General features: G+C 41.8%; 3 protein-coding genes and 2 pseudogenes. 3 read left to right on the top strand and 2 right to left on the bottom strand.

Annotated elements, in window-relative coordinates; genetic code table 11:
- A partial coding sequence (locus BEB54_RS27895; protein ID WP_001403767.1) for a tail fiber assembly protein occupies positions 1-114 on the top strand: 114 nt, incomplete at its 5' end.
- Entirely contained in the window at positions 87-224 is a 138-nt protein-coding gene (locus tag BEB54_RS29870) for a hypothetical protein (RefSeq protein WP_001309429.1), read from the top strand. The genes BEB54_RS27895 and BEB54_RS29870, both read left to right, overlap by 28 nt.
- Here the strand turns inward: BEB54_RS29870 and BEB54_RS27885 are convergent.
- A complete protein-coding gene (locus BEB54_RS27885; protein WP_000239881.1) occupies positions 169-837 on the bottom strand; it encodes a class I SAM-dependent methyltransferase in 669 nt (222 codons plus the stop codon). The two genes, BEB54_RS29870 and BEB54_RS27885, sit on opposite strands and share 56 nt — an antisense overlap.
- Positions 838-986: 149 nt before the next feature.
- Between BEB54_RS27885 and BEB54_RS29635 the strand changes: the two are divergent.
- Positions 987-1,199: pseudogene (locus BEB54_RS29635) on the top strand (tail fiber assembly protein); the annotation flags it as partial.
- Positions 1,200-1,381: 182 nt separating this feature from the next.
- Here the strand turns inward: BEB54_RS29635 and BEB54_RS27875 are convergent.
- Positions 1,382-2,467: pseudogene (locus BEB54_RS27875) on the bottom strand (alpha/beta fold hydrolase); the annotation flags it as partial.
- Between the last annotated feature and the right edge of the window lie 78 nt (positions 2,468-2,545).

Here is a 2,545-nt window from a genome sequence, read left to right as displayed (position 1 = left end):
GAGGAAGAAACCTCATTGCTGGAAGCCTGGAAAAAGTATCGGGTGTTGCTGAACCGTGTTGATACATCAACTGCACCTGATATTGAGTGGCCTACGAACCCTGTCAGGGAGTAATCATTGGGATTATGCCGCAGCACGTCTTAAGCAAGAACGTGCTGCGGTTGGATGCTATTTTTTCCCTGAAGCGGAAAACATTACTACAGTACCTTGAACCTTGGTTTTAACATTCTCGAAATGCTCTGAGAGTATATGTGTTAAGCCTTCTTCGGAATCTTTTGTGTTTGAAAAGATGCCTTTCTGATTGTAAATACGCATCAGTTTTTGACCGAAGCTATTGTGCACAACTCCATCGCCAAGAATTGTGGCTCCGTATAGAGTTCCATCGTCAGTTAAGGCCTGCGCCGCATTGCGTATTACACAGCTTTTTGTAGATATATTTCCAGGCAGGCAGTGAAGAAGGTAAAACATGGAAATGGAATCAAATTGACCATGTAACGCCGCGGGATAAGGTTCAAAAACATCATGGCTAATTTTATGTTTAATTTTTGATTCCCCAGCCCTTGTAGATGCCGCGTTCAGGCTAGCTTCGTTCAAATCCATTAAAGATATCAGACTACTCTCAGGTACGTGAGTAAGGTAAAACCCAGTTCCAACACCAATATCCAGATGGTTGTTACCTAAATGTTCCAGAAAGTGTGGAAGAAGGTGTTCCTTTGTAGGACATCCCCATGCAAGCCGATTTGATACTCCCAAAACCCACCAGTCATAAAGCTTTAGGGTAAGTGGTGTGTAAATTTTAGCCCCATCATCTGTGTTTTTTTTCATTAATTTCACCATGTTATAGTTTTATTTGTGAATTAAATCAATTATGGCGATGAATTACAAGGGGTTAAATGCTGCCGCAGCATAGCGATATTGAAATAGCCTGGTATGCTTCGATACAGCAGGAGCCGAATGGCTGGAAGACCGTCACCACACAGTTCTACATCCAGGAATTCAGTGAGTATATTGCGCCACTGCAGGATGCTGTAGATCTGGAAATCGCAACGGAGGAAGAAAGATCGTTGCTGGAGGCATGGAATAAATATCGGGTATTGTTGAATCGTGTTGATACATCAGTAGCTCTGGGTATGAAGCTGTTTGTAACTCATGTTACAGTAACAGCCATTACTATCTCGAAGGTGCAAAATGTATATTGATTTGATATTTTATAAATTTACTTCGAATCTGGCACGTCAACTTTTGATTAAAGTAATATCAGTTTTCGGCGAAAAAGGACCGTGTACATGAGACGATTTCATACAAGAATAACAAAAATATGAATATGCTCCCAATGCAATATATGTTTTGCATTGGGAGCAAATAGCGGAATATTTTGAAATTATTGTATTTCTGCTTCAGAATTTCCTGGGCAGTATATATTTTCTATTTTTTGTGGAGTGATCAGGTGATGTACAACTGCTTTATCTACACATAAATTAACTCCGGTGAGAGCTAATGTATGCCCATCACCATTTATTGTTAGTAACGGGCTGGAAAATTTCTCTGCCATCTTACGGGCATTAATCCAGGGCGTTGTTGGGTCGTATTTGTGTGCTACAAACAGTAAACCAGAGGGCAGAACAGTATTTTTCAGGCGAGTTTTGTTCAGGTCGCTATGTATTGGCCATAATTCACAAAAATCAGGTGAATCGGAACGTCCATTGTCAAAGTTAATAGCCGGGAAGGCATTCGCAAGAGCGTCTTTTCGGGATTTTCGCTCTTCTGGTGTTAATTGCTCATCCCCCTGATCTACACAGAGGATTACCCCCGAAGCATCGCTTGACTCTTCTGAGGCTATCGGAGCACTGAGCGCAGTTTCAATTTCATTACTGACAATCCCCTGAGAGAACTGGCGTATGGCAGTTGCAAGGGTTGGCCATGATGAACGCCATAGCAGAAGGTCTGTTGTTAATGATATGAGTTCATCTGAAGATATATTTTCTCCCTTACTGTCTAATAAAGGTTTGTGATGTAATTTTGATAATAGCTCATGGAACTGAGTTATTGCCTTATCTCTGTCTGAAGAAAGCGGGCAACTTTTTGTACGCGCACACCAGGATGCAAAGCGATCAAACGTTTCCTGATAACTCTGTGCCTGTTTGAGTTGCCATGTGAAGTTGTCCTCCAGGTCATCGATATCGACGACTCCATCAAGAACGATAGATCTTACGTTGTAGGGAAAACGTTCTGCATATAAGGCTGCAATTTGAGTTCCATACGAATACGCCACGGCTGTCAGTTGTTTATCCCCCAAGGCTTGCCTAATACGATCAATATCGTATACAGCCTCGTTAGAGCCGATATGGCGAATGACTTCGGCTCCGGTATTATGGATACAGGCATTAATTTTATTTAATACTTGTTGCTTTTCAGTTATGTTTTCCTGAGTCTCTGTATCTGATTGCCGGCAGTTTATTGTCGGAGTGTGGATTTGCCCCTATATTTCCAGACACCTGTTATCACTTAACCCATTACTGGCTTGCTGCCGTAGATATTCCCGTGG

The sequence above is a fragment of the Escherichia sp. MOD1-EC6021 genome (genome assembly GCF_002965245.1).
Lineage (GTDB): Bacteria > Pseudomonadota > Gammaproteobacteria > Enterobacterales > Enterobacteriaceae > Escherichia > Escherichia coli_F.
This window is presented reverse-complemented; position numbering and strand designations above follow the sequence as displayed.

Bases quoted from the DNA above. Each gene is read 5' to 3' on its own strand.
- BEB54_RS27885 (WP_000239881.1), bottom strand. From the start codon at position 837: ATGGTGAAATTAATGAAAAAAAACACAGATGATGGGGCTAAAATTTAC.